29 protein-coding genes are annotated in these 25,465 nt (G+C 60.1%); 15 read left to right on the top strand and 14 right to left on the bottom strand.

Annotated features, from left to right (window positions below; all coding sequences use genetic code 11):
* Window positions 1-38 precede the first annotated feature (38 nt).
* Together AC1RS8_RS14570 and AC1RS8_RS14565 are read left to right on the top strand one after the other, a co-directional pair.
* Window positions 39-1,004: a hypothetical protein gene (locus AC1RS8_RS14570; RefSeq protein ID WP_489339102.1), complete on the top strand. Its 966-nt coding sequence runs from the start codon at window positions 39-41 to the stop codon at window positions 1,002-1,004.
* A 120-nt stretch (window positions 1,005-1,124) separates the two neighbouring features.
* Window positions 1,125-1,442, top strand: a complete 318-nt coding sequence (locus tag AC1RS8_RS14565; RefSeq protein WP_007998876.1) for a helix-turn-helix domain-containing protein — start codon at window positions 1,125-1,127, stop codon at window positions 1,440-1,442.
* Window positions 1,443-1,586: 144 nt separating this feature from the next.
* On the opposite strand, the gene AC1RS8_RS14560 is transcribed toward AC1RS8_RS14565, so the two are convergent.
* Window positions 1,587-2,645 (bottom strand): MBL fold metallo-hydrolase, encoded by a 1,059-nt coding sequence (locus tag AC1RS8_RS14560; protein WP_154860386.1) that lies wholly within the window; start codon window positions 2,643-2,645, stop codon window positions 1,587-1,589.
* A 215-nt stretch (window positions 2,646-2,860) separates the two neighbouring features.
* On the opposite strand from AC1RS8_RS14560, the gene AC1RS8_RS14555 reads away from it, so the two are divergent.
* Complete coding sequence (locus AC1RS8_RS14555) at window positions 2,861-3,472, top strand: TetR/AcrR family transcriptional regulator (protein ID WP_090457358.1); 612 nt, start codon at window positions 2,861-2,863, stop codon at window positions 3,470-3,472.
* Between the two features lie 119 nt (window positions 3,473-3,591).
* Here AC1RS8_RS14555 and AC1RS8_RS14550 read toward each other — a convergent pair whose 3' ends face one another.
* Entirely contained in the window at window positions 3,592-4,533 is a 942-nt protein-coding gene (locus AC1RS8_RS14550) for a LysR family transcriptional regulator (RefSeq protein WP_489339104.1), read from the bottom strand.
* Between the two features lie 15 nt (window positions 4,534-4,548).
* Between AC1RS8_RS14550 and AC1RS8_RS14545 the strand changes: the two genes are divergently transcribed.
* Window positions 4,549-5,256 carry a CTP synthase C-terminal region-related (seleno)protein gene (locus AC1RS8_RS14545; RefSeq protein WP_489339105.1) on the top strand — a complete coding sequence of 236 codons (708 nt, stop codon included), beginning with the start codon at window positions 4,549-4,551 and terminating at the stop codon, window positions 5,254-5,256.
* Window positions 5,253-5,576: an antibiotic biosynthesis monooxygenase family protein gene (locus AC1RS8_RS14540; RefSeq protein ID WP_489339106.1), complete on the top strand. Its 324-nt coding sequence runs from the start codon at window positions 5,253-5,255 to the stop codon at window positions 5,574-5,576. Before AC1RS8_RS14545 ends, AC1RS8_RS14540 begins: the two co-directional genes overlap by 4 nt.
* A 127-nt stretch (window positions 5,577-5,703) precedes the next feature.
* Here the strand turns inward: AC1RS8_RS14540 and AC1RS8_RS14535 are convergent, their stop codons facing one another.
* Complete coding sequence (locus AC1RS8_RS14535; RefSeq protein WP_489339107.1) at window positions 5,704-6,048, bottom strand: DUF2025 family protein; 345 nt, start codon at window positions 6,046-6,048, stop codon at window positions 5,704-5,706.
* Window positions 6,049-6,259: 211 nt separating this feature from the next.
* On the opposite strand from AC1RS8_RS14535, the gene AC1RS8_RS14530 reads away from it, so the two are divergent.
* Window positions 6,260-7,384, top strand: coding sequence for a glycerophosphodiester phosphodiesterase (locus AC1RS8_RS14530; protein WP_489339108.1), 1,125 nt, complete (start codon window positions 6,260-6,262; stop codon window positions 7,382-7,384).
* Between the two features lie 208 nt (window positions 7,385-7,592).
* Window positions 7,593-7,898 carry a PepSY domain-containing protein gene (locus tag AC1RS8_RS14525; RefSeq protein WP_489339109.1) on the top strand — a complete coding sequence of 102 codons (306 nt, stop codon included), beginning with the start codon at window positions 7,593-7,595 and terminating at the stop codon, window positions 7,896-7,898.
* A 60-nt stretch (window positions 7,899-7,958) separates the two neighbouring features.
* Here the strand turns inward: AC1RS8_RS14525 and AC1RS8_RS14520 are convergent, their stop codons facing one another.
* Window positions 7,959-9,584 (bottom strand): methyl-accepting chemotaxis protein, encoded by a 1,626-nt coding sequence (locus AC1RS8_RS14520; RefSeq protein ID WP_429520473.1) that lies wholly within the window; start codon window positions 9,582-9,584, stop codon window positions 7,959-7,961.
* Between the two features lie 271 nt (window positions 9,585-9,855).
* Here AC1RS8_RS14520 and AC1RS8_RS14515 point away from each other — a divergent pair, with 271 nt between their 5' ends.
* The 3 genes from AC1RS8_RS14515 (at window position 9,856) to AC1RS8_RS14505 (ending at window position 12,815) form a co-directional block, all read left to right on the top strand.
* Window positions 9,856-10,878 carry a transporter gene (locus tag AC1RS8_RS14515; protein ID WP_090457368.1) on the top strand — a complete coding sequence of 341 codons (1,023 nt, stop codon included), beginning with the start codon at window positions 9,856-9,858 and terminating at the stop codon, window positions 10,876-10,878.
* Window positions 10,879-11,229: 351 nt separating this feature from the next.
* Window positions 11,230-12,096, top strand: coding sequence for a hypothetical protein (locus AC1RS8_RS14510; RefSeq protein WP_489339110.1), 867 nt, complete (start codon window positions 11,230-11,232; stop codon window positions 12,094-12,096).
* On the top strand, window positions 12,093-12,815 hold the full coding sequence (locus AC1RS8_RS14505) for a TylF/MycF/NovP-related O-methyltransferase (protein WP_056725897.1): 723 nt from the start codon (window positions 12,093-12,095) through the stop codon (window positions 12,813-12,815). The genes AC1RS8_RS14510 and AC1RS8_RS14505 overlap by 4 nt, the downstream gene beginning before the upstream one ends.
* Window positions 12,816-12,939: 124 nt before the next feature.
* On the opposite strand, the gene AC1RS8_RS14500 is transcribed toward AC1RS8_RS14505, so the two are convergent.
* Complete coding sequence (locus tag AC1RS8_RS14500) at window positions 12,940-13,374, bottom strand: multidrug/biocide efflux PACE transporter (RefSeq protein WP_057713583.1); 435 nt, start codon at window positions 13,372-13,374, stop codon at window positions 12,940-12,942.
* A gap of 90 nt (window positions 13,375-13,464) precedes the next feature.
* Between AC1RS8_RS14500 and AC1RS8_RS14495 the strand changes: the two genes are divergently transcribed.
* On the top strand, window positions 13,465-14,319 hold the full coding sequence (locus tag AC1RS8_RS14495; RefSeq protein ID WP_489339111.1) for a LysR family transcriptional regulator: 855 nt from the start codon (window positions 13,465-13,467) through the stop codon (window positions 14,317-14,319).
* A gap of 204 nt (window positions 14,320-14,523) precedes the next feature.
* On the opposite strand, the gene AC1RS8_RS14490 is transcribed toward AC1RS8_RS14495, so the two are convergent.
* The 3 genes from AC1RS8_RS14490 to AC1RS8_RS14480 all read right to left on the bottom strand — a co-directional run bounded on the left by AC1RS8_RS14490 (window position 14,524) and on the right by AC1RS8_RS14480 (window position 16,597).
* Complete coding sequence (locus AC1RS8_RS14490; RefSeq protein WP_489339112.1) at window positions 14,524-15,759, bottom strand: RNA polymerase sigma factor; 1,236 nt, start codon at window positions 15,757-15,759, stop codon at window positions 14,524-14,526.
* A 1-nt stretch (window position 15,760) separates the two neighbouring features.
* Window positions 15,761-16,105: a YciI family protein gene (locus AC1RS8_RS14485; protein WP_057713581.1), complete on the bottom strand. Its 345-nt coding sequence runs from the start codon at window positions 16,103-16,105 to the stop codon at window positions 15,761-15,763.
* 66 nt (window positions 16,106-16,171) lie between these two features.
* Complete coding sequence (locus AC1RS8_RS14480; RefSeq protein WP_223503473.1) at window positions 16,172-16,597, bottom strand: YybH family protein; 426 nt, start codon at window positions 16,595-16,597, stop codon at window positions 16,172-16,174.
* A gap of 142 nt (window positions 16,598-16,739) precedes the next feature.
* On the opposite strand from AC1RS8_RS14480, the gene AC1RS8_RS14475 reads away from it, so the two are divergent.
* Entirely contained in the window at window positions 16,740-17,225 is a 486-nt protein-coding gene (locus tag AC1RS8_RS14475; protein WP_218494316.1) for a GNAT family N-acetyltransferase, read from the top strand.
* Window positions 17,226-17,361: 136 nt separating this feature from the next.
* Here the strand turns inward: AC1RS8_RS14475 and AC1RS8_RS14470 are convergent, their stop codons facing one another.
* The 3 genes from AC1RS8_RS14470 to AC1RS8_RS14460 form a co-directional block, all read right to left on the bottom strand.
* Window positions 17,362-17,850 (bottom strand): GNAT family N-acetyltransferase, encoded by a 489-nt coding sequence (locus AC1RS8_RS14470; protein WP_090457377.1) that lies wholly within the window; start codon window positions 17,848-17,850, stop codon window positions 17,362-17,364.
* Between the two features lie 97 nt (window positions 17,851-17,947).
* Window positions 17,948-18,433, bottom strand: coding sequence for a GyrI-like domain-containing protein (locus AC1RS8_RS14465; RefSeq protein ID WP_150813264.1), 486 nt, complete (start codon window positions 18,431-18,433; stop codon window positions 17,948-17,950).
* 66 nt (window positions 18,434-18,499) lie between these two features.
* Entirely contained in the window at window positions 18,500-19,162 is a 663-nt protein-coding gene (locus tag AC1RS8_RS14460; RefSeq protein ID WP_057713576.1) for a LysE family translocator, read from the bottom strand.
* Between the two features lie 139 nt (window positions 19,163-19,301).
* Here AC1RS8_RS14460 and alaC point away from each other — a divergent pair, with 139 nt between their 5' ends.
* A complete protein-coding gene (gene alaC / locus AC1RS8_RS14455) occupies window positions 19,302-20,519 on the top strand; it encodes an alanine transaminase (RefSeq protein ID WP_057713575.1) in 1,218 nt (405 codons plus the stop codon).
* A gap of 180 nt (window positions 20,520-20,699) precedes the next feature.
* Here alaC and AC1RS8_RS14450 read toward each other — a convergent pair whose 3' ends face one another.
* Together AC1RS8_RS14450 and AC1RS8_RS14445 are read right to left on the bottom strand one after the other, a co-directional pair.
* On the bottom strand, window positions 20,700-22,052 hold the full coding sequence (locus AC1RS8_RS14450; protein ID WP_015096544.1) for a GntP family permease: 1,353 nt from the start codon (window positions 22,050-22,052) through the stop codon (window positions 20,700-20,702).
* A gap of 81 nt (window positions 22,053-22,133) precedes the next feature.
* On the bottom strand, window positions 22,134-22,667 hold the full coding sequence (locus AC1RS8_RS14445) for a gluconokinase (protein ID WP_090457379.1): 534 nt from the start codon (window positions 22,665-22,667) through the stop codon (window positions 22,134-22,136).
* Window positions 22,668-22,882: 215 nt separating this feature from the next.
* On the opposite strand from AC1RS8_RS14445, the gene gntR reads away from it, so the two are divergent.
* Window positions 22,883-23,914 carry an HTH-type transcriptional regulator GntR gene (gene gntR, locus AC1RS8_RS14440; protein ID WP_057713572.1) on the top strand — a complete coding sequence of 344 codons (1,032 nt, stop codon included), beginning with the start codon at window positions 22,883-22,885 and terminating at the stop codon, window positions 23,912-23,914.
* A gap of 190 nt (window positions 23,915-24,104) precedes the next feature.
* Here the strand turns inward: gntR and AC1RS8_RS14435 are convergent, their stop codons facing one another.
* Complete coding sequence (locus tag AC1RS8_RS14435) at window positions 24,105-24,353, bottom strand: DUF6124 family protein (RefSeq protein WP_154909382.1); 249 nt, start codon at window positions 24,351-24,353, stop codon at window positions 24,105-24,107.
* A 440-nt stretch (window positions 24,354-24,793) separates the two neighbouring features.
* Between AC1RS8_RS14435 and AC1RS8_RS14430 the strand changes: the two genes are divergently transcribed.
* On the top strand, window positions 24,794-25,432 hold the full coding sequence (locus AC1RS8_RS14430) for a glutathione S-transferase family protein (RefSeq protein ID WP_489339113.1): 639 nt from the start codon (window positions 24,794-24,796) through the stop codon (window positions 25,430-25,432).
* Window positions 25,433-25,465: the final 33 nt, after the last annotated feature.

The following is a 25,465-nucleotide window of genomic DNA, read 5'->3' as shown; positions in this document are numbered from 1 at the left end:
CACTGGAAGCTGTTCACCTAAAGGATTTGGAACCCGACATGAAATTCGACCTCGCCTATTGCCTCGGCCTCAACGACAAGTTGTCGATCTACGACGTTCGGGATCTGAATTTCGACGAGACGATGGATTTCGACTCCGCCAAGGAACACTTCCAGTGCCCCAACGATGCCTGTCGTTTGGCGTTCGATGCGACCAATGAGCTGGGCACGTTCAACGCGAAGAATGTGAATTACGTGCGCACGCCGCACTTCAAGAACTTGCCGAGTACGCGGCATGTCGAGGGCTGCCCTTATGTCAGCTTGAGGATGCCAGCGTCGGGTGTGGATGAGACGGAAACGGATGACAGCCGCGAGGAAAATTTCCCATCGGAATTGTTACTGACTCGGCGTGAATATGTGCGTAAGCCGTCAAGCCCGAAGGTCGCGGCGAACGGGGTGCGGGATGAGTCGCTGACGCCTTCGGTGGCAAGCAATGTCGAGCAACCGGGCAGGGAGTCGGCCCCGGACAAGACCAGCGTCTTCGCCCATCCGGTGGAGTGTTTCGTGTCGAACTTCGACGACAAGGATTTGCTCAAGCGCGTGCCGCTGAAGATTGGCGAGCACACCGCGCCCTACGGGTCGTTTTTCAAGAAAATCGAATACCTGCAGGACAACAAGGGGCTGATTTACTGGGGCAAGGTCAAGGAGATCAAGGACTACACCCAGAGCTTTCGCATCGATTTCGAGAAGAAGGTCTGGTTCGAGAAAAAGCCTTACTCGGTCAATGTCTACCTGAGCAAAAAGCTGATCGACAGCTATCGCAAGCGCAAGGCATTCCTGGAGGAGATCAAGCACGCCATCGAGAGCGGGCGGGAGTTGTATTGCTTCTTTTATGGGGTGACGCCCGAGCTGAAGCAGGTGCCGAGCAAGAAAAACCCCGAGCAGACGTTCGGGGTGTTCAGCGCCAACATCGAGAATCTGGATCACTTTATCGTGCGGGAAGCGCCGGGGTTGGCGGACAAGTAAGCGCAGCACCGTTCGTCTGTCTGAAAAGACAAATCAAAAAATGCGTTTGATCCGGGCTCAAAACAACTGTACAAAAACACAGTATATTTTGAACCAACACTCTCGAGCCCGGAGAACACCATGGCCTCTCAAGCGATGAAAATCACCCTGGAACGTATCGCCCTCTTCCAATTCACCCCGGCCCACTGCGCCCAGGCCCGAGCGATGCTGGGCTGGAGTGTGGAAGAGCTGTCGCGGGAGTCCCGAGTCTCGGTGGATGCCATTCAACGCTTCGAAGCACGCCAGGAGGTGCTGGATGTCACCCGCCTGGCGTTGGCCTATCGGTTCGAATCGGAGGGGTTGGTGTTCTTCCCGGGGTTTGCGCCGGGTCGAGGGATGAACGTCAAAGGCTCTACGCCAAATCCGGTTGGGCGGGCGGATTTTGCGATGGTGGAGTGAGCCAACTCACTGACTGACGATAAATGGCCCCTTGTAGGAGCGAGCTTGCTCGCGAAAAACATCTGGACAACGCGATCATTCAGACAGCACGCGTTATCGTTAACGTCCATCGCGAGCAAGCTCGCTCCTACAGGGCCCATCACTCTACGCGTTATGAGCCACCACCCGATCACTCTCCCCTTCCACCGCCAACCACCACGCCCTACCACGCTGCGGATGCATCAGGTTGAACGCCTCGCCCATCTGCGGCGTGGTGATCGATACGTTGCGTTCCCAGGCCAGGGCCAGGATACGGTCGAAGGGTTCGTACCAGGCGTGCATCGACAGATCGAACGTACCGTTGTGGATTGGCAGTAGCCAGCGGCCCTTGAGGTCGAGGTGGGCTTGCAGGGTTTGTTCGGGTTGCATGTGCACGTGTGGCCAGTCGACGTTGTAGGCACCGGTTTCCATCAGGGTCAGGTCGAATGGACCGTACTGTTCGCCGATGCGTTTGAAGCCGTCGAAGTAGCCGCTGTCGCCGCTGAAGAAGAGGCGCGTGTCGCCGTCGATCATCACCCACGAGGCCCAGAGGGTACTGTTGCTGTCGAACAGGCCGCGGCCGGAAAAGTGCTGCGACGGGGTGGCGATGAACTGGATGCCATCGACTTCCGTGCCTTGCCACCAATCCAGCTGGCGGACTTTGCTCGCGTCGATGCCCCACTTGATCAGGGTGTCGCCTACGCCCAGCGGGGTAAGGAAGTGTTTGGTCTTGTCCGCGAGCTTGAGCACGGCCTGATGATCCAGGTGATCGTAGTGGTCGTGGGACAGGATCACCGCTTCGATCGGTGGCAATTCTTCCAGGCTGATCGGTGGCTGGTGGAAACGCTTGGGGCCAGCCCATTGTACGGGCGAGGCACGCTCGGCGAAGACCGGGTCGGTGATCCAGAATTTATCGCGCAACTTGAGCAACACCGTGGAGTGGCCCAGGCGATAGACGCTGTGGTTCGGCGCTGCGATCAGCGCGGCTTGAGTCAGGGCTTGCACCGGGACGGGCGCGCTCGGGCGGGTGTTTTGCGGTTTGTGGAACAGCACGTTCCAAAGGACACCCATGGTTTTGCCAAAGCTTAAACGTTGAACCGGCGTAAAGTTTTGATACTGCCCTTGAGCCTGTCGGGATGCTTCAGGTGTGGAGGCGTTGTCCGCCGGGGAGTTTGAATTGGCCATGACTGAATGACTCCAGAAAAACCGCGCATGACGCGACTTTCCGTTTTTGGACGATAAATGGCCAAAGCACGCACGCATCAGCCGGACTTTCTATTTTTGCTGGGCAGGGTTAACAAAACATTACACTGCACAGTGTAGTTTCTAGGTTGCATCAAAGTCGATGACAAGTAAACTACCGAGTGTAATTCTCCCCTTTTTCCTGCCGAAGCGTACTTATGACAGCTCCACAGCGCCTCACCGACCGAAAACGCCAAGCGATCATTCATGCCGCGATCAACGAATTCCGTGACAACGGTTTCGAGATCACCAGCATGGACAAGATTGCTGCCACTGCCGGTGTGTCGAAGCGCACGGTGTACAACCACTTTCCCAGCAAGGAAGAGTTGTTCGCCGAGATCCTCAATCAATTATGGACCCGGGTGACGGCAGAACAGGAAACGGCCTACCGTCCCGACCTGCCGTTGCGTGAGCAATTGCGCGGATTGCTGATGGCCAAGCTGCAAATGTTGGGCGATGACAATTTTCTCGACCTGGCGCGGGTGGCGATAGCGGCGACGATTCATTCCCCGGAGCGGGCGCAGGATATGGTGGCGCGAATGGGCGAACGCGAAGAAGGGCTGACGGTCTGGATTCGTGCCGCTCAGGCCGATGGTCGGTTGAAAGTTATTGCCCCTGATTTTGCCGCACAACAGGTGCAGGGGCTGCTCAAGTCGTTTGCCTTCTGGCCGCAGATTTCCATGGGCAAACCAGGCTTGTCACCCGAAGAACAACACCAGGTGGCAGACTCCGCGCTGGACATGTTTCTGGCCTGCTATCAGTTGCAATAAATGACAAGTTTGACGGCGGTGTCGAAGGATCGATGGCTCTGATTTGAACGGCACGATGTGTTTCAGAATGAAACTGGCACTGAGGCTTTAGTGAGCCTCAGCCAGGAACCTGAACAGGTTCACGGCAGTTTCAGCGCCCGCCCCAACTCATCGAACAAGGTAACCACTGAGCGCAAGGCACGGCAGTCGGGACGGGTCAGCAGCCACAGCGCGGTGTCGTATCCGTGCAGGGGTTCGCTCAGCGGCTGTAATCCGTCGCCGATCAAAAAATCCGGCAACGCCGCTACACCCAGGCCGGCCCTGACCAGCTCGGTCACCGACAGCATGCTGTTGCAGCGATAGCCCGGCGTTACCCCCGGCAAGGCTTGACGACGCCAGGTAACGGTCGGGTGATCAGGCAGGAAGTCATCCGGGGCTATCCAGGTCAATGAGGCCAGGTCAGGGGTATTGACCGATTGCAGGTATCGCTCGCTGGCACACACGCGATAGGAAATGTCCGCCAGCCGCCGTCCCACCAGATGCTCCGGTGGCGTGCGGGTCAGGCGCAGGGCGATATCGGCATCCCGACGGCTGAGGTTGGCAAAATCATTGGACGTGCTCAGTTCGAGAGTCAGCGCCGGATAGTTCGGCATGAACTGCGCCAGCGCCGGCAACAGCAAACCTTGCAGGACCGAATCGGTACAGGTCAGGCGCACGATGCCGCTGATCACTTCTCCGCCCTGCTCCACACCAATGCGCGCCGCCTCCAGAGCCTGTTCAGCGCGCTCGGCCTGTTCAGCAAGGGACTGCGCCAGAGTGGTGGGCAGGTACCCGGCGCGGCTTTTTTCGAACAGTTGCTGACCCAGTGCACCCTCCAGCCGGCGCACTGCTCGAAACACCGTCGAAACATCCACCTTCAGCAGTTGCGCAGCGCGAGCCAGAGAGCCGCCGCGTACCAGCGCGAGGATCAGGGCCAGGTCCTGGTAGTCCAGTCGATAGTGCGTTGCTGCATTGATCACTTGGGAAAACGCCAATATTGAGTGCGTGAGCGCCAATCTATAGTGGGCACCAGCAATCAACAAGTGCAGAGGCCCCACATGGAAACCCGCCCGATTCGCATCGCCCTGATCGGCGACTACGACCCGCAAGTCACCGCCCACCAGGCCATTCCCGTCGCCCTCGAAATGGCCGCTGAACACAGTGGCCCGAACGTGCAATGGCGATGGCTGGCCACCGATGACATCCACGTCGAGACACCGCTGCACACATTCGACGGGTTCTGGTGTGTGCCGGCCAGCCCTTACCGGAGCATGGACGGTGCATTGCTGGCGATTCGATTTGCCCGCGAACAACGGCGACCTTTCCTCGGCACCTGCGGTGGTTTTCAACACGCGGTGCTGGAATATGCGCGAAACGTGCTGGGCTGGTCGGATGCCGAACACGGCGAGACAAATCCCGATGCCGCGCGGGCGCTGCTGACGCCACTGTCGTGTGCGCTAGTGGAAGCGGTCGATACGATTGATTTGCTTGAGGGTTCGTTGCTCGCCAAGGCCTACGAAAGCACCGAGATTCGTGAAGGCTATCGCTGTCGTTTTGGTGTGAATCCGCAGTTCGAAGGGGAGTTGCTCAAGCGCGAACTACATGCCGTCGGCCACGATTCGGAACACGGACTGCGGGCAGTCGAACTCAGCGGTCATCCGTTCTTTGTCGCGACCTTGTTCCAGCCCGAGCGGGCGGCGCTCAAGGGCGTATTGCCTCCTTTGGTTGGCGCCTTTGTCGAAGCCTGTGCGGGGCGCTCGTCATGATCGCCGATACGCCAGCTGTGCCTTATTACGCGGTGATCTTCACTTCACTGCGCACCGAGGGTGACCAGGGTTACGCCGAAGCGGCCGAACGGATGCTGGAACTGGCCCGCGAACAGCCGGGGTTTCTCGGCGTGGAATCGGCGCGGGGCGAGGATGGGCTTGGGATTACCGTATCGTACTGGGCCAGTGAGGCGGCAGTCCTGGCGTGGAAGCATCATCCTGAGCACAGTGCGATTCGCGAGCGTGGGCGCTCGACCTGGTATGCGCGGTGTCATACGCGGGTGTGCAGGGTTGAGCGGGCCTACAGGTTCGATCAGTAACTGATTTAGAGTTCTTCAGGCCGCCATCGCGAGCAAGCTCGCTCCCACATTTTGATCCCGGTCGGTCACAACATTTGTGCGCGACAAAGATCTACTGTGGGAGCGAGCTTGCTCGCGATGGAGCCCGTCAATTCACCGCAAAAACTCCCCCCTGAACCAGACTGCGAACCGCCGAAATCTCCGGCACTTCCCGCCGGTTCATGTACACCCGCAACGGCTCGGTAATGTTGATCCGGTCATCGATGTTCTGGTCCAGCAGCAACTGGATCAACTCACGCTTGAGCGTCATGACCTGCCCGGGCCCCGCGACCCAGACAAATTCGCTGACAGGGATGATGCCGTCGTCCGCCACGTCCATGCCGAACGAGTCTTCGCTGAAGCGCACGATGTAGTGCCCGGTCTTGCGGTTGAGGCCGACGAAGCCTTTGAGCTGGTCGGCAGCCTGGCAGATGAGCTGGGAAGTGATGCGCATGGTAAACCCCGCAATGGTGATCATTGGTTTACACGCAGGGCCTGCGTTTCCCTCTGCCGGGGAAATTGCAGGGCCTCAGCGTACTGCAAACGGGCGCACAAAAGCGCTGACGAAAATCAGCTTTCGACAGGTTTGTGTCGGTCTGGTGATAGCGCCTGCAACGATGAGTTGTTAAAAGGGACCGCTCACTTATTGCGAAAGGATCTCGACCATGCCCGCAACCTTTACTAAAAGCGCCCTGTTACTGAGCCTCTTGCTCGCTCTCGGCCACGCACAGGCCGCCAGCGAACCCGGTCCCGCGGCACTGGCCACCCGCTTGGGCATTCCGCATCCAGCGGTGATCGCCCACCGCGGCGCATCGTTCGATGCGCCGGAATCCACCGCCGCCGCCTACAAGACTGCCCGCGACCTGGGCGCCGACTACCTGGAACTGGATCTGCAGCGCAGCAAGGATGGCGTGCTGTTTGCCCTGCACGACAACAATCTGCAACGCACCACCGACGTCGCCAGCAAATTCCCCGAGCGCAAGGACAGCCCCGCCAATGCGTTCACCATGGCCGAACTGAAAACCCTGGACGCGGGCAGCTGGTTCAATGCCGCGTACCCGGATCGCGCACGTCCCGCCTTCGCGGGCCTGAAAATTCTGACCCTTGATGAAATCATCGACATCGCCGAGGGCAACAGCCTGCACAAGCCCGGCCTGTACATCGAGACCAAGGAGCCCAAGCAGTTCCCCGGCATCGAACGCGACCTCAAGGAAAAACTTCAGGACCGGGGCTGGCTGAGCCCGACCGCTTCGAAACTGGCAAAAAACGAGCTGGCGGTCGGCCAAGGCAAAGGCAAGGTGGTCCTGCAGACTTTCGAGAAGAGCAGCCTCGAACTGCTGCAAAAAGAGATGCCGACGGTGCCGAAGATCCTGCTGCTGTGGGTCGGTGAAGGCAGTATTGAACCCCAGTCCAAGGTGACATTTGCCGAGTCCGGCGAAAAGGACAAAGCCGCTTACTACGCCAAACAGCAACCGAAGGACAAAGCCGAATTCCAGCACTGGGTCGACTACGCCAAGGCCCAGGGCGCCATCGGCACCGGCCCGTCCGCCGCACTGACCCAGGGTGGCGACCAGAGTTACTCGGACCTGGTGCAACCCTGGATGAACCAGTACACCCACGACCAGGGCCTGCTGGTGCACGTCTACACCATCGACGATGCGGTGGACTACCGGAAAGTCATGGACGCCGGAGTCGACGGCATTTTCACCAATCGCGCCAGTGAGTTGTTGAAGTTCTATAAACGCCCGGCGGCGAGTGTTGCGCAGGTGCTACAGAACAACGGGTATTGATGCGCTATTGCACAAAAACCTGTGGGAGCGAGCTTGCTCGCGATAGGGCCATCAGCTTCAACATCAACGTTGACTGACACTCCGCCTTCGCGGGCAAGCCACGCTCCCACAGGGGTTGATGCAGGACATGTAGAGGGATTTAAGGGTGGATTAAGTTACACAGGCTAACCTGATCTCACTTAAACAGATCACCCAAGGAAAGAAGCCCATGAAGACCCTGACTGCTTTGTTTACCGCTGCAGCCCTGACCCTCACCGCCGGCCTGGCCCAGGCCGATGTGCGAGTCGATCAGATCCCGCAACTGGTCAAGGACGGCAAGATCAAGCCACTGGAAGACTTGAACAAGATCGCGCTGGACCTGCATCCGGGTGCAACGATTACCAAGACCGAGCTGGACAACCACTTCAACGGTTTCGAGTACGAAGTTGAACTGCGTGACGCCAAGAACGTCGAGTGGGATGTGGACATCGATGCCTCCAACGGCAAGGTCCTGGAAAACAAACAGGACACGTAATCCCCAAACAGACAAAAGCCGCACGATGGGAACATCGTGCGGCTTTTGCGTTTTCGGGATTCAAGCGCTCAGGCGCGCCGTCACCTCGTTCAACTGTCCCGACAAGCCGTGCAGATTGGTGCTGGCCGCTTCAGTGCGCTGCACGTTGTCCAGGTTGGTGCTGGCGATGCTGGTGATCTCGGTGAGGTTGCGCGAGATGTCTTCGGCCACCGAGGTCTGTTCTTCGGCGGCAGTGGCGATCTGGCGGTTCATGTCGCGGATGGCTTCCACGGCCAGGGTGATGCGTTCGAGCATGGCGCCGGCCTCGGTCACTTGCTGCACGCTCTGTTCGCTGCGCGACTGACCGCTTTCAATCGCCTGGGCCGCTTCGATTGCACCGGTCTGCACGGTCTGGATGATCTGGTTGATCTCGATGATCGACGCCGCCGTGCGCTGGGCCAGGCTTCGCACTTCGTCGGCCACCACAGCGAATCCGCGTCCGGCCTCACCGGCGCGGGCCGCTTCGATGGCCGCGTTGAGTGCCAGCAGGTTGGTCTGTTCGGCGATCCCGCGAATCACCTCCAGAACCTTGCCGATGCGTCCGCTGTCGGTTTCCAGTTGGCGGATGACCGTGGCGGTGTTGGCGATTTCGCCGCGCATCTGGGTGATGGTGTGGATGGTGCCCTGCATGACTTTTTCGCCCTGCTGGGCGGACTGGTCGGCATCGTCGGCGGCCCGGGCGGCTTCGGCGGCATGCCGGGCCACCTCCTGTGCGGTGGCGGACATTTCGTTCATCGCCGTGGCCACCTGATCGGTGCGGTTGAACTGCTCGTTGGTGCCGCCGGCCATCACGGTGGCGATCGAGTTCAACTCACCGCTGGCGCTGTCCAGGTCCGACGCGCTGCGCTGCAAACGGCTGAAGGTTTCGGCGAGGAAATCGCGCAGGGTGTTGGCGGCCATCGCCAGTTTGCCCAACTCGTCCTGACGGGTGCTGGCCACGCGCTCGGCAATACGCCCCTGGCTGAGTTGCGCCACGTATTCGATCAGTTTGCGGATCGGCTCGACCAGGTTGCGGTTGACCAGCCACAGGCTCAGCAGGCCGATCAGTACCCCCGAAACCAGCATCACGACCAGCCCCAGCAACACCGTGCGCTCGGCACTGGCGCTGATCAGTGTCGATTGCTCGGCGCCCTGCTTGCGCAACTCGCTGACCAGTTCACTCATCTGATCGCTGGTTGCGCGGTCCACACCCTTGACCGCCGCGTCGCCCGCCGCAGGGTCACCACCGGCGGCCACAAACGCGTCCCGCCCCTTCTGATAGGCCGCGCCCAATTGGCGATGTTCGTCACGCAAGCGCTCGATGCGGCTCTTGAGTTGCGGCTCGATACCCTTCTGCGCGGCCAACTCACCGAGGATGTTTTGCACATCGCGCTGACGCCCCTCGAATTGCCCCCAGTACTTGCTCAGGTCAGCCGGTTGCTTGCCGCGCAGCAGGACGTTTTTCCATTCCTGCACCTGCACCTTGAATTGCAGGTTGGCTTCATCGATCAATTGCGAGGTGTGCAACGGGCCTTCGATCAGATTGGCGTAGTTCTGCACGCCGCTGGACAGGAAGTGAAAGCACGCCAGGGCGATCAACAGCATCGCCAGCAGGCTGCCGCTCAGCAGGGCGAGAATTTGTGCTCTCAGGGACTTTTGCAAAAGCATCGCAGAGTACTCATGACAGGAATGGGGCACGCCCGTTAAGGCGTGAAAAGTGTCCGGACATCCCTGTCTGCGGTCCCGGCCGAGGCCTGCGGCGCGCAACTTAACCCAAGCGTGATCGGCTAGCCAGAGCGGTTCTTGAGAAAATCCCGACCGCCGGTAAAACAATTTTTTGCGTTGTTTTTCTGTCACAAAAACGTCATTCCCGTTTGCGATGATGCCGCTCAAGTGAACCTGTAAAACACGTGACAGGCGCCTCCCCTTGCGAGTCCTCATGAACCACAGCATCGATCAAAGCCATCGCGACACGGATCTGTTCGGCCTGCTTTACGGTTTCAGTTTTCGCCCCGGTGAGGCCGGTCGGGAAATCAATTCCGCCGAGGCCTTGCAGTACCTGCAACAGCCGCAAAGCGATGAGCAATTTCTCTGGCTGCACCTGAACCTGGCCCATGCCGCGTGCGAGCGCTGGATGAAAAGCCATCTGGAATTGCCCGAGGAATTTTTCGAAGCGCTGCACGAAGGCTCGCGTTCGACGCGCATCGAGCATGTCGACTCCGCACTGCTGGCAGTGGTCAACGATGTGGTGTTCAACCTCAGCAACATGGTCTCGTCGGATGTCTCGACCCTGTGGGTGTGCGCCCGCAGTCAATTGATCATCAGCGCCCGCCTGCAACCGCTGCACTCGGTGGACAAATTGCGCTCGTCGGTGAAGGCCCGGGAGTGCTTTCGCTCCCCGCTGGAGCTGCTGGTGCATTTGCTGCGCGACCAGGGTGAGGTGTTGACCCAGATCGTGCGCAAGACCAGTCAGAGCGTGGACCAGATCGAAGACCAATTGCTGTCCTCGCGCCTGTCGACCAACCGCGCGGAACTGGGCGCCAATCGCCGGGTGCTGGTGCGATTGCAACGGCTGCTGGCGCTGGAGCCAGGCTCATTGCTGCGCCTGCTCAACCGGCCACCGCAATGGCTGCAAAAGGAAGACGTGAAGGAGCTGCGCAAATCCACCGAGGAGTTCGCGCTGATCATCAACGACCTCACGGCGCTGGGTGAGCGGATCAAGCTGTTGCAGGAAGAGATCGCCGCCAACATCAACGAACAGACCAACCGCACGCTGTTCACCCTGACGGTGGTGACGGTGCTGGCGCTGCCGATCAACATCATCGCCGGTTTCTTCGGCATGAACGTCGGCGGCATTCCGCTGGCGGATGACCCGCAGGGTTTCTGGATCCTGGTGGCGCTGGTCGCGACCTTTACCGTGATCGCCGGGCGCTGGGCGTTTCGCAAGCAGCAGGATTATTGAGTCCCCGTCATCACCTGACACACTGATCAACTGTGGCGAGGGGGCCTGCCCCCGCTGGGTGGCGCAGCCGCCCCAGCACTCGGTCATTCAAACCGCACTAGCAGGATTGAGGACTGCTCTGCAGCCGAACGGGGCGGTGCGGCGTTCCGACAGGCCCGCTCCCACAGGGTACAAGTTCGAAGCACATCATCCCGGCGGGTTTTCCCGTCGGGATTTTTTCGTCCAGCGGCACGGCATTTGCTCGCGAACTCAAGGGCTGCGCTTTATTGACGCACAACTCGTCCGGCAGCCCTTCAGTTTGCCAGCGTGGTGCCGACTCATAAGACACTCGATGTATTCAGGAGAGGAACCGTGAATCTGTACATCAATCAGCTGCAACAGAAAGCTGACTTTAAAGAAGCCATTTACGCGGGCGATATTTTCCTGAACACGCAGTTACGCGCCGCCAAAGAACTCTGTGCCTTTGCCCAGGAAAGCATCACGGCGGCCTTCGAAGGCGAGATCAACCACCAGGCGCTGCACACACTGATGCCGGTGGAAGAGTTCGTGGTGCTGGTGACTCGGCTCAAGGGCCAGTTCACCAACAGCCTGCGTGCCAAGGAGCTGATCCGCAGCTTCACCGACGAAATCGGTGCCGCTCCCGAGGAGTTCATTTTCGACGTCCCGCGCATCCGTGTCGTACCCAACTATGACTACCTGCACGCTGGCGTCAGCTACGCCTACAAGCCCCATCGCGATACCTGGTACGGCGGTGTCGACTGCCAGATCAATACCTGGATGCCGGTCTACACGATCCAGCCTGACCAGACCATGATGATCAACCCGGCCTACTTCGACGCCCCGGTGAAAAACACCTCGGCGCAGTGGAGCCTGTCCGACTGGATCGGCGTGCAACGCCAGCGCGCCAAGGACAACGTCAAGGAAGAGGCACGCCAGCACCCGGTGCCCACCGAAGCGATCAACAGCGCCTCTGAGCTGCGCATCGCCGGCAACACCGCCGAGATGCTGGTGTTCTCGGGTTCGCACCTGCACGGCACCGTTCCCAATTACACACAACAAACCCGCTTCAGCGTGGACTTTCGCCTGATGCACCTCGACGACCTCAAGCACCAGCGCGGCGCGATTAACGTCGACAGCGCCTGCCCGGATGTCGGCGCCGGCTTCAAAGACTACTTCCACGTCCACGACTTTTCGAATTTCCGAGGAATCCCGCAATGACCAAGCGTCGCATCACGCCCGCCGAGGCCCAGTACAACGAAACCCGTACCAACGTCCTGAAACGGGTCGATGCCGAATACGTGGCCGACGCTCCGTTCGTCTTCGCCAACCGCATTGGCGTGACTGCCGCGTTGTCGCGCATGGAGCTGTTCAAGAAGGTCGCGGAAGTGCCGGGCGCGATCATTGAGTGCGGCGTGTACAAGGGCAACTCGTTGATGCTCTACATGCACTTGTCGATGATTCTCGAACCGTATGCGATCAACCGCTCGATCGTGGGTTTCGACACCTTCGAAGGCTTCCAGAGCATCGACAAGAAAGAAGACCCGGCCGACGTCAACGAAACCATGTTCGCCGACACCGACCAGTCGCTGATCCAGGACATGATCGACGCCAACGACCTGTTGCGCCCGGTCAACCGCATTCCGCGCTGCGAACTGGTCAAGGGCGACATCGTCAAGACCGTACCGGAGTGGGTCAAGACCCGTCCGGACCTGGTCGTGGCCATGTTGATCCTCGACACCGACCTGTACGAGTCGACCAAAGTCGCGCTGGAAACCTTCCTGCCGTACATGCCCAAAGGCGCGATCGTGGTGCTCGACGAAGTCGCCTACCGCAACTTCCCGGGCGAAACCAAGGCCCTGCGTGAAGTGCTCGACCTGAACAAGATCGAACTCAAGCGCCTGCCGTTCGATTCGTGCGTGGGTTACTTCCACGTCTGATCTGGTGCAAAACCTGTGGGAGCGAGCCTGCTCGCGAAAGCGGTCTGACATTCAGCAATGTTGTTGACTGACACGCCGCCGTCGCGAGCAAGCTCGCTCCCACAAAAACCGGTTCAAACACGACTCAGCAAACCTCACGAGTCACCAGCATCCGCTCCCGAACCACGTCATACACCCAGTGGTAGACGTAGGTGTACGGCAGGAAGAACAGCAACACACCGATATCCAGCAAGAACGCCTGCCACAGGCTGACATTCAGCCACCAGGCGATCAGCGGCACGCCGAGGGCGACCAGGCCGCCTTCGAACAACAGCGCATGCACCACGCGGACCCAGGCGTTGTGTGCGATGGCGAGGCGCTTGAGCAGCCGATCGAACATACCGTTGAAGACCACGTTCCAGGCCAGGGCCAGGCCGGCGATGAGGATGGTGACCATGCCCATTTCCAGCATCGGTTTCTTCATGATCCAGGCCAGCAATGGGGTACAGATCAGGATGGCCAGCAGTTCGAAGCCGATGGCTTGAAAAATACGTTCAGTAATGGATTTGTTGGCGCTCATGGCCGAACTCCCTTGGGTGACTGTGGTTGCCATGATCCATCAGCACACCGATACTTCATAACCAATAACCATCGATCAAGGCGATAGTTCATGGCCTCTCACGAAGTGTTACTGGCGTTTGTCGAAGCCGCGACCCAAGGCTCGTTTTCCGCCGCGGCGCGCAAATTGGGCCGCAGTCAGTCGACCATCAGTGCGGCGGTGGCCAGCCTGGAAATCGACCTGAACCTGACGCTGTTCGACCGCAGCAGCCGCAAGCCCGGCCTGACCCCGGCCGGACACGTCATGCTGCAACGGGCCGAAGACATCCTGGCCGCCACCAGTCGCCTGGAAATAGCCGCCAGCCAACTGTCCCAAGGGGTGGAAGCGAAGCTGACGGTGGCGCTGTCCGATACCTATCAGTCGGACCGCTTCGAAGCCGCCCTCAGTGCCTTCGAGCAGCGTTACCCGGACCTGGAGCTCGAGTGTCTGATCGCCGAATGCGACGACCTGATGTCCCTGGTGCAAAGCGGCCGGGCGCAGATTGCCTTCGCCGAAATGCAGGACAGCTACCCGCCGGACCTGGTCAGTTCGACGGTGGACGAGCGCACGGAAATCGCCTTGTTCGTGTCCCCGACGCACCCGTTGGCGACGTTGGACTACGTCGACCGGGACGTACTGCAGCAACACCGCGAACTGCGTCTGGCCACCATCATCAATCCCTATGAAAGCCGGGCGAAGGGCCGCGTATGGTCGGCGCCGAGTTATCTGATGCTGCTGGAAATGGCCCAGGGCGGATTCGGCTGGGCGCCGTTGCCCCGCTGGCTGGTCGAACGGTTCGGGCCCGGTACGTTGCAGGAACTGGTGGTGCGCGGCTGGCCGAAAACGGTGTCGGTGGATGCGTTGTGGTCGCGGCTGAATCCGCCGGGGCCGGCGGGGAGCTGGTTGCTGGGCAAGATGCTGGAGTGAAGGTCCTTCGGCCCTTATCGCGAGCAAGCTCGCTCCCACAGTTTCGAGTACACCATCAATCCCTGTGGGAGCTGGTTGCTGGGCAAGATGCTGGAGTGAAGGTCCTTCGGCTCTTATCGCGAGCAAGCTCGCTCCCACAGTATCGAGTACACCATCAATCCCTGTGGGAGCGAGCTTGCTCGCGATGAGGCCAGACCGGCCGCATCACTCCAACGCCTTGAGCCGCTCTTCGATAAACCGCCGCTCCGGCTCCTGTCGGGTCAACGCCAGCGCCCGTTCCCACGCCGCCCGCGCCTCCTGCTTGCGACCAAGTTGCCAACAGAATTGCGCCCGCGCCGAATGCGCCAGGTGGTAGTCGAGCAGTTCTCCCCGCTCCAGAATGGCGTCGACCAGCGTCAGCCCCGCCAGTGGACCATCGCGTTGCGAAATCGCCGCCGCGCGATTCAACTCGATCACCGGCGACGGCACCGCCCGCAGCAGGACGTCATACAGACCGACAATCTGCGGCCAATCGGTTTCCCCCGCCGTCGGGGCTTCGGCGTGCACCGCTGCGATCGCCGCTTGCAGGCAATAGGGTCCGAATCGTCCCATGGTCAGCGCCCGCTCGACCAGCGTGCAGCCTTCGCTGATCAACCCGGCGTCCCACAGCGAACGGTCCTGTTCGTCCAGCACAATCAGCTCGCCGCTCGCCGAGGTCCTGGCCGGGCGACGCGACTCGTGCAACAGCATCAACGCCAGCAAGCCCATCACCTCCGGTTCCGGCAGCAGTTCCACCAGCAACCGGCCGAGGCGGATCGCTTCACGGGTCAAATCCTCGCGGATCAGTTCTGCCCCGATGGACGCCGAGTAGCCCTCGTTGAACACCAGGTAAATCACCCGCAATACACTGTCCAGGCGCTCGGGTAGCTCAGCGAGTGTCGGCACTTGATAAGGGATTTTCGCATCGCGGATCTTCGCCTTGGCGCGCACTATGCGCTGGGCGATGGTGGCCGGGGCCGAGAGAAAGGCCCGGGCGATCTCTTCCGTGGTCAGGTCGCAGACTTCCCGCAGCGTCAGCGGCACTTGTGCGTCGGCCGCCAGGGCCGGGTGGCAGCAAGTGAAGATCAGCCGCAGGCGATCGTCTTCCACGTCTTCATCACTCCAGTCGGCCTGCTCCAGTTCCTCCAGTTGCGCGATCAGCAAGGGCTGCGACGCGGTAAAGCGTGCGCGCCGGCGCAGGGCATCGATGGCCTTGAAGCGCCCGGTGGACACCAGCCAGGCCCGCGGATTGTCCGGCACGCCGTCACGCTGCCAGCGTTCGACCGCGATGAAAAACGCCTCGTGCAAGGCCTCTTCGGCGAGGTCGAAATCACCCAGCAAGCGAATCAGGGTCGCAAGAATCCGCCGCGACTCTTCGCGATAAACCCGCTCGACCTGCGCCTGAACCGGCAGCCCCGGCATCTTAAGGATTCAACTGCCGAACGGGGCGCACTTCGACACTGCCGACCCGGGCCGCCGGAATGTTCCCGGCGACCTGGATGGCTTCGTTGAGGTCCTTGGCATCGATCAGATAAAAACCGGCCAACTGCTCCTTGGTTTCAGCGAATGGCCCATCGGTGATCGACATCTTGCCGTTGCGCATGCGCACCGTGGTGGCGGTCTGCACCGACTCCAGTGCTTCGGCGGCGACCATCCGGCCGCTGCCCTGGATCGACTCGGCATAGGCCATGCACTCTTCGTCCTTCGGGCTTTCCGGCAGCGAATGCAGCAACCGCTCATCGCTGTAGACCAAGCATAAATACTTCATCACGCTCTCCTTATCGAACGATCAACTATGGCCGCTGATTGGCATTCTGGCTCGGCTTCCCGACGATCAGGGCTTGAGGTCGAACAGCGTCGCGCCGCTGGTCATGTCGAACGGCGCCGACCAATGTTCGTGGACGATCTGCCACAGCCCCGCTTCTTGCCGATAGCAGGCGGTGACGCGCATCCAGCAGGACTGGGTTTCGCCCTTGTCGTTGGTGCCACCACAATTTGCCAGCCAGTGAGCGAATGCAATTTCCTGGGACGGCTCGATGGTGATTTCGTGGAATTCGAAGATGTGCGGGCCGGGGCACATTTCCATGCAGGCCTGCCAATGCGCGCGATACGCCGGCTTGCCTTTGAATTGCAGGGCCTTGACCGCGTCGAAGGAGACGATGTCATCGGCATACAGAGCCATGACTTTTTCAATGTCCTTCGTCATGACCGCCTGACGATAGTTCTCGATGAGGTTCTGGATCTGGGTTTGCGAGTTCATGGTGGTTCTCCGTGGATTTTTATAGTGAAGACACCCTTAGTCGTCTGGCGATCCGGTGAATCGACAGGTGAAATAAAAATAATCCGGGAAAGCAAACTCGCTAGAATCCGAGGCTCATTTGTGATGGAAAAAGGACACTCCCGTGACAGCCCGACTCGTGCCTTATGAAAGCCTGAATGCGCTGCAGCGCCAGCAGGTCGAGGCCATTGAAGTGCATTCGGAACAGATCAGATTCTCGGGTGACATCCACGGCGCCTTGCACACGCTGTTGTCCAAGCCCGGCCCTGGCGTCAAGGGCTTCGCCCTGCTGGCCGAGGATGTGCCCGTCGCGTTCCTGCTGCTCAAGCGCCCGCCGGTATTGCCGGCCTGGGCCGATGAGCACAGCGCCACGCTGCATGCGCTGCAAGTCGATCAACGCGCCCAGGGCAAGGGCTACGGCAAGGCCTGCCTGCAAGCGCTGCCCGAGGCGGCGCGCCTGGCCTGGCCGGAAATCAGGGGGCTGGAGCTGTCGGTGGATGCCGACAACGAGGCGGCCATCGCCCTGTACGCCAGGTATGGCTTTGTCGACAGCGGCGAGGCGTACAAGGGCCGGATCGGGTATGAGCGGCGGATGGGGTTGGTGTTTTGAACTCAGCCCCCACCAACACCACAAAACTACTGTGGGAGCGAGCTTGCTCGCGATGGCGGCGTAACATTCAACATCGATGTCGACTGATAGTCCGCTATCGCGAGCAAGCTCGCTCCCACAAGGGATCTACGTCGGATCAGAGTTCGAGCACCATCTCATGCCACGCCATGCCGCCATGGTCCGAGGCCGAGGGTTTAACGTAGGCAAAGCCGAACCCGGCATACAACGGAATATGCCGCTCCTTGCACATCAGGTTGATGGTGACCTTGCCCATCGCTCGCATGCGCTCGATGAACTCGCCCATCAGGCGCTTGGCCAGGCCTTGGCCCTGATAATCCGGGTGCACCACCACCGACATGATCACCACATGTGGCCCGGCCGGGTCGTGGCCGATCAGTTCCTTGAACGCCTCGTCCGACATTTCCACCTGAAACGCCGCACCGGAGTTGATGAATCCGGCGACAACCCCGTCCACCTCAGCGACGATAAAACCCTCGGGCCAGGTGGCGATGCGGGTGGCGATCTTCTCGCGGGTCGCGGCTTCGTCACCTTCGTAGGCAAGGGTTTCGATGGCGAAACAGCGGTCCAGATCGGCGGGGGTGACGTTGCGGATGACGGTGTTCATGGCAGCTCGGGATCAGCGTGGGAAAGGCTGGGGATGATAAATCAGCTGCCGTGGGACATCGAGAGACGAATCGGCTGATCCGCCTCTCGCGCAGGTGTCATGCCTTGATCGGCAGCCAGATTTCCAGCTTGCCGGTGTTGAGTTTGGGATTGAAGTCTTCGCTGTAGCGTTCGAACTCCGGAGCCGCCAATAGCTCGTGGCCGGACTGCGGCAGCCACGTGCCATGGATGTACTGAAAGGTTTGCGGCAGGGTGTCCAGCGGCCCTTTGTGTTCGAACACCACGTACTGCTGCGGCTGAACTTCTACCCAGCGGTAGGTTTCGGGCAAGTCGTCGAGCTTGCTGATCTCGACCCCGGCGATGTAATCGAAGCCGCCCTTGCCGTCGAAATTGCAGCAGACGCCGTAGGTGACTTCGCCTTTTTGACCCGGAATACGGCCCAGATGCGGAATGAATTTATCCCAGAGTTCGGGAATGCCTTGCGTGGTCTGCTGGGTAAATCGTCCGCCTAGCCCTGCGATCAGCAGGAAGTGTCCGTGTTCGAAGCGTGGCTCCGCCAGTTCGACGCGTGTTTGCTCATCCATGGCTCAACTCCTGGAGCAAAAAGTGGGTTCGGCTGGGAGTATAGAAGCCAAACCCGATTCGCCCAATTACAGGGCGTGCAATTGCTCGACGGCGCCTGAACCGACAAACTCGTTATAGCCAGATAGAATCACGTAGACCGCGAAATAGCAGAAGATCGCTGCCGATGCCATGTAGGAGTAACGCAGTAACTTGTCGCCGAGCAACTTGCCGCCGTGGCTCGCAGCAAAGCACAGCCCGACACACCAGAGAATCCCTGCGCAGAGAAAACCGCCGAGAAACAGCGCGGAGCTGAGGGCGCCACCGCCGCCGGAACGGGCGATCAGCGTGCCACCCACCGCAGCGAACCAGAGAATCGCGCTGGGCGACGACATGGCCAGGAAGATCCCGCGAAAGAACTCCTTGCGATGGGAGTTGTGCCCCACCTCGGCCGATTGCGCCAGCACAGCTTCGTGGTGAATCGCCGAATAGATCATCTTCGCCGCGAAGTACACCAGCAGCGCCGAGCCACCGATCCACAACACCCAGCGCACGGTTTCGTATTGCAGCAACACGGTCATGCCAGCCAGTGCCAGTACCGCGTAGATCAGGTCGCCGACACAAGTCCCCAGCCCCAGCGCAAACCCCTGGAAATAGCCGCGCTGCATGGCCAGGGTGATCATCGCGATGTTGGCCACGCCGATATCCAGGCACAGCGAGAGGCTCAGCAAGAAGCCGCTGGTAAATTCCATCGAACCCTATCCTTCGGAAAAATTTGTTTACATTGAGGCTGGACAGTCTGCCACAGCTGCCCTTACATTCCGCCACAGGTCACCGTAGTGACCAGCGTCGCTCGGACGGTTCCGGGCGCTTACGTTATCCGAGGCAACAATGGCCGAACAAGGTTCGCCGCGCCGCTTTGCGCGCATAGATCGACTCCCCCCTTACGTTTTCAACATCACTGCCGAGCTGAAGATGGCCGCCCGTCGTCGTGGCGAAGACATCATCGACTTGAGCATGGGCAACCCCGACGGCGCCACGCCGCCGCACATCGTCGAAAAACTCGTCACGGTGGCCCAGCGCGAAGACACCCACGGCTACTCGACGTCCAAGGGCATTCCGCGCCTGCGCCGGGCGATTTCCAACTGGTACAAGGACCGCTACGAGGTCGACATCGACCCGGAAAGCGAAGCCATTGTCACCATCGGTTCCAAGGAAGGCCTGGCGCACCTGATGCTGGCCACCCTGGATCAAGGCGACACCGTGCTCGTACCCAACCCGAGCTACCCGATTCACATCTACGGTGCCGTGATTGCCGGCGCCCAGGTGCGGTCGGTGCCGCTGGTGCCGGGGGTGGATTTCTTCGCTGAACTGGAGCGGGCCATTCGCGGTTCGATCCCGAAGCCGAAGATGATGATCCTCGGTTTCCCGTCCAACCCGACCGCCCAGTGCGTGGAGCTGGACTTCTTCGAACGAGTGATCGCCCTCGCCAAGCAGTACGACGTGCTTGTGGTACACGACCTGGCCTACGCCGACATCGTCTACGACGGCTGGAAAGCCCCGTCGATCATGCAAGTGCCCGGGGCCAAGGACATTGCGGTGGAGTTTTTCACCCTGTCCAAGAGCTACAACATGGCCGGCTGGCGCATTGGCTTCATGGTCGGCAACCCGGAACTGGTCAATGCCCTGGCGCGGATCAAGAGCTACCACGACTACGGCACCTTCACTCCGCTGCAAGTGGCGGCCATCGCTGCGCTTGAAGGCGATCAGCAATGCGTGCGCGACATCGCCGAGCAGTATCGGCAGCGGCGCAATGTGCTGGTCAAGGGTCTGCATGAACTGGGCTGGATGGTGGAAAACCCGAAAGCGTCGATGTATGTCTGGGCCAAGATTCCCGAGGCCTATGCGCACCTGGGCTCGCTGGAGTTCGCCAAGAAACTGCTGGCCGAAGCCAAGGTGTGTGTCTCGCCGGGCGTCGGGTTTGGCGAGTACGGTGATGATCACGTGCGCTTCGCCCTGATCGAAAACCAGGACCGGATTCGTCAGGCCGTACGCGGGATTCGCGGGATGTTCAGGGCGGATGGGTTGGCACCGAAAACCAACGCCTGACACATATCCCTGTGGGAGCGAGCTTGCTCGCGATAGCGGTGTTTCAGTCGCCATTAAAGTTGACTGATACGACGCCATCGCGAGCAAGCTCGCTCCCACATTGGATTTATGTACAACCTGTAAATCGATCACCCACAAAAAAACCGCATCGCTGCGGTTTTTTTGTGTCTGTCGAATCGCTTAAACGAACAGCGACAACAACAGGATAAAGCCCAGGCCAACCACGGAGAGGATGGTTTCCATCGCGGTCCAGGTCTTGAAGGTTTCGGCCACGGTCATGTTGAAGTACTGCTTCACCAACCAGAAACCGGCGTCGTTGACGTGGGACAGGATCAGGGACCCTGCACCGGTGGCCAGCACCAGCAGCTCACGGTTCACGCCCGGAATCATCCCCACCACCGGCACCACGATGCCGGCGCCAGTGATGGTCGCCACGGTCGCTGAACCGGTCGCGATACGAATCACCGCCGCCACCAGCCAGGCCAGCAGGATCGGCGAGATCTGTGCGTTCACCGCCATGTGGCCGATCACGTCACCCACACCGCTGGTCACCAGCATCTGCTTGAAGCCACCACCGGCACCGATGATCAGGATGATCGCGGCGGTCGGCGCGAGGCTGGCATCCAGCCATTTCATCATTTGGCTGGAACCGATGCCCTGCTTGTAGCCGAAGGTATACAGCGACAGCAGCAATGCCAGCAGCAACGCCGAAATCGGGTGACCGATCAGGTCCATGAAGGCGCGGAAGATGTTGCCATCGGGCAGCACCACGTCGGCAAACGTCTTGAGCAGCATCAGGAACACCGGCAGCAGCACAGTCACCAGCGTAATGCCGAAGCTCGGCAGATCGGCCGAATCCGATTCGCGCGCCAGTTGATCCACGAGCTCCTGGTTCGGGTGACCGGGAATGTGCTTGGCAATGAACGTACCGAAGATCGGGCCAGCGATGATGGCGGTTGGCAACGCAACGATCAGGCCGTACAGAATGGTCTTGCCGATGTCGGCACCGAACACGCCAATGGCCAGCAGCGGGCCCGGGTGCGGCGGCACCAGGCCGTGTACCGCGGACAGACCGGCCAGCAGCGGGATACCGATCTTGATGATCGACACGCCAGTGCGACGGGCCACGATGAACACCAGCGGAATCAGCAGCACGAAGCCGATTTCGAAGAACAGCGGAATGCCGACCAGGAACGCGGCGAACATCATCGCCCACTGCACCTTGTCCTTGCCGAAGGCGCGGATCAACGTCTGCGCAATCTGATCCGCACCGCCTGATTCGGCCATCATTTTGCCGAGCATGGTGCCCAGCGCCAGGATGATGCCGACGAAACCAAGCACGCCACCGAAGCCGTCCTGGAACGCCTTGATGATGGTGCCGATCGGCATGCCTGAGGTCAGCCCGAGGAAGGCTGCGGCGATGATCAGTGCGAGGAATGGGTGCAACTTGAACTTAGTGATCAGGACGATAAGCCCGATCACCGTGACCACTGCATCGAGCAGCAGGAACGTCTCGTGGGACATGCCAAACATTAGGGGTGTCTCCTGGATGTTGTTGTTATTAAAGCGGGTTGATCAGAAGTCGTGAGGACAGCGCTGTCTTTGCGAGCACAGTCATACCGCCTGTTTCAGGCCGTTCGCCTGCCACCAGGCATGAGCCTGCGCCGCCAGTTGCTCGACGCTATAGGTCGAAGCATCCAGCGCCAGGGTCAACGGCTCGCCGACGGGCGATTCGAGGGTGGCGAACTGGCTGTCGATCAGGGTCGACGGCATGAAGTGGCCTGGCCGATGGGAGACACGGTCGGCGGCGACTTCGGGGGTCAACTCAAGGAACACGAAGCCCAGGCCCGGCAAGGCACTGCGCAGACGTTCGCGATAGACGTGCTTGAGAGCCGAACAGGTCAGCACCGGGCGCTGGCCCTTGGCGTCGACACGGCGCAGTTCATCGCACAGGCTGTCGAGCCAGCCGGCACGGTCTTCATCGTTCAGGGGAATCCCCGCGCTCATCTTTTCGATATTGGCGGCAGGGTGAAAAGAGTCGCCTTCAATGGCAGTGGCGCCGCTCAAATGGCACAAGGCCTCGCTGACGCACGTCTTGCCGCAACCGGCAACGCCCATGATGACCAGGGCGGTGATGGGATGATTCATGTAACACCTCAGCGCGCAGACAGCGCTACCTTTGCCAGCTATGACACCAGATCAAAAGCAGAAGTTGCCGACGCCTTTCTTGTCATTTTATGGGTTGCAGCAGGTTAGGTCCCAACACCAAAAAGCAAGGATCAGGCGAACCCTCGCTCACGCATTTGCAGCTGCATCGAGACAGCGCTACCTTAGTGCCTTGAATTTTGTTTGGCAAGCCGTCGATGAACACAACCAAGAACGATAAAAATACTCGCACCACTGGCCGCCCTACCCTGAACGAAGTTGCCCGACTGGCCGGTGTCAGCCCGATCACCGCCTCCCGCGCCTTGCGTGGCGTCAGCACCGTGGCCACTGAACTTGTGGAAAAGGTGCAAAAAGCGGCGCTTGAGCTCAACTATGTGGTCAACCCTGCCGCCCGCGCCTTGGCCTCGGCCCAGAGCCAGTCAGTCGTGGTTTTGGTGCCGTCGCTGTCCAACCTGCTGTTCATTGACACCCTGGAAGCCATTCATCGGGTTTTGCGCCCCAAGGGCTTCGAAGTGCTGATCGGCAACTTCCATTATTCGCGCGATGAAGAAGAAAACCTGCTGCGCAACTACATGGCCTATCAACCGCGCGGCTTATTGCTGACGGGTTTCGACCGCACCGAAAGTTCGCGGCGGATGATCGAAGCCAGCAATATTCCTTGCGTGTACATGATGGAACTGGACAGCGCCGCCGGGCTCAATTGCGTTGGCTTTTCGCAATTGGCGGCCGGCGAAACGGCTGCCGAACACTTGCTGTCCCGCGGCCGCAAGCGCCTGGCCTACATCGGCGCGCAGCTGGACCAGCGCACTTTGTTGCGCGGCGAAGGCTTCCGCAAAGCCCTGCAAAAGGCCGGTCGGTATGACCCGGACCTGGAAGTGCTGACGCCCCGCTCCTCCTCCGTCGGCCTCGGCGGCGAGTTGTTCCTGCAACTGCTGGCCAGTCATCCGGATGTCGATGCGATTTTCTTCGGCAACGACGACCTGGCCCAGGGCGCCCTGCTCGAAGCCATGCGCAACGGGATCAAGATCCCCGAACAGGTTGCGATCCTCGGCTTCAACGACTTGCCCATGTCCGAACACATGGTCCCGCGCCTGAGCAGCATCAATACCCCCCGCGAAGCCATCGGCCGTCGCGCGGCGGAGCAGATGCTGACGCTGATGGCCGGCAACACCGTGGCCAAACCGGTGCAGGACATGGGGTTTGAGTTGAAGGTGCGCGAAAGCACGTAAGCACGCCACACCCGCAGTGAAGTGAGATTTTGTGGCGAGGGGGCTTGCCCCCGTTGGGTTGCGAAGCAGCCCCAAAAACAGACGCCGCAGTCATACAGGTAAAACCCGTGAACTGGATTACGACTGCTCCGCAGCCGAACGGGGGCAAGCCCCCTCGCCACAGGGAAAGCCTCTCGCCCCCGCTCAGTGTTCAATCCTGCGGATCGAGGTTATCCAGCACCCGGTTCACCGCCAGCTCGGCCAGCATGATGATCTGTGCGATCGCCAGCGCCGTGTTGCGATGGCTACCTTCCAGAAACGTAGCAAAGTCATTGGTCATGACACTTGCCGAGGCCAGTGATTCGCAGGCGTGCGCCAACAGCGTTTCGTTATTGATGCCGGGTGAGATGGTGAACATTGGGCTGGGATTGCGTGGGGGGTTGGGCGTGGGTTTGAACATGGCAATGCTCCTAGAGTGATGGAGCTGCCACGATTCGCTGCGATACGAAGGGGTGGCAGCTGTACGCGGGTCGCAGACCGGGACTCTAGAACCCGGTAGACCCGAAGGTCTCCCACGCACAGCCGCCATAACGTGATTCGATCACGAACGGTGGACGCTATGCGTCTAGAGATACCCGGGCTGCGAAACCCGATCGCTGAATTTGCAGCGACACGGAACAATACGAGTCCGGATACCAGGCGCACAAGTCGGCGGATTCTGGCGTAGTCGTAGGTAATTCCGCAAGAAATCACTACCTGCGGAAATCCTCTGATACCCCTTGCCTACGGACCATTCCTACAGGTTTACGTCTGGTCCTGCGGATCCTGCAGACTTGATGTCAGCCGTCGGCAGGCACACTATGAATTCCCGACGCCATGATTCGCTGACGGAGTAGCAAAATGGAACATGCACTGAAGATTCTCGGCAAAGCCTCGTCCATCAACGTCCGAAAAGTCCTGTGGACTTGCGAGGAGCTGGGTATTGCCTACGAACGCGAGGACTGGGGCAGTGGTTTCGCGTCCACCCACAGCCCCGAGTTCCTGCGCTTCAATCCCAACGCACAGGTGCCGGTGATCATCGATGAAGCTGGCGTATTGTGGGAATCCAATACCATCTGCCGCTATCTGGCTGGCAAACACCACCACCATCACAGCGAGTTGCTGCCCACCGAACCGGCCGCCCGCGCCCGGGTGGAGCAGTGGATGGACTGGCAAGCCACCGAGCTCAATCCGTCCTGGAGATACCCGTTCATGTCACTGGTGCGCAAGGACCCGGAGTTCCAGGACCCGCATAGCCTTGAAATCGGCATCCGTGGCTGGAACCAGAAAATGGGCATCCTCGAACATCAACTCGCGACCACCAAGGGGTATGTCGCCGGACCACACTTTACCCTGGCCGACGTTGTCATCGGTTTGTCGGTCAATCGCTGGCTGATGACGCCGATCGAGCGTCCGGATTACCCCTCCGTCGATGAATACTTCCAGCGTCTGGCGCAGCGTCCGGGATTCCTCAAGCACGGCTGCAACGGCTTGCCTTGAGGAGCCGCAAAATGCCGCGCTGTTTCTTGTAGG

The sequence above is a fragment of the Pseudomonas sp. GW821-FHT12A04 genome, from assembly GCF_058807755.1.
Note: the sequence above shows the minus strand (reverse complement) of the source record. Positions and strands in the feature narration are given on the sequence as shown.